The following is a 411-nucleotide window of genomic DNA, read 5'->3' as shown; positions in this document are numbered from 1 at the left end:
TATCAGAATTATTAATAAAAAATATTTCTTTATACTTTTTCTATTTTAGAATATATAAAATCTACTTACTAAGCTTTATAAGTTTGGATCATTTGCCAAATAAGAGAATACTTTGCAGGAATTTTATCTTTAGCAATTAAGCAATTGTAGATTAAATTGTCTTCTAAGTTTAAGAACTCTTCAAATAATTTTATTTCCTCTTTAGACATTGTATATAAATAATTATCTGCCACATACCCTAACACTAGATCTAATTCTATCATTCCCCTACGCTTTGCCTTAAGATAAAGTTTTTTTAGATATATTTCTTGATTAGTATTCATGTTCACCCTTGGATTCTTCTTAGTATTTTGATTTATATAATAACTTAAACTATATATAACTTAAGAGATACTTGCAATATATTTTATA

At 23.4% G+C, this 411-nt stretch carries 1 protein-coding gene; it reads right to left on the bottom strand.

The window, feature by feature from the left end; translation table 11 throughout:
- Nucleotides 1-68: 68 nt before the first annotated feature.
- Nucleotides 69-323, bottom strand: coding sequence for a succinate dehydrogenase assembly factor 2 (locus ACQCX0_RS00780; RefSeq protein ID WP_462562192.1), 255 nt, complete (start codon nt 321-323; stop codon nt 69-71).
- Nucleotides 324-411: the final 88 nt, after the last annotated feature.

This window comes from Candidatus Hepatincolaceae symbiont of Strigamia maritima (assembly GCF_055505085.1).
Note: the sequence above shows the minus strand (reverse complement) of the source record. Positions and strands in the feature narration are given on the sequence as shown.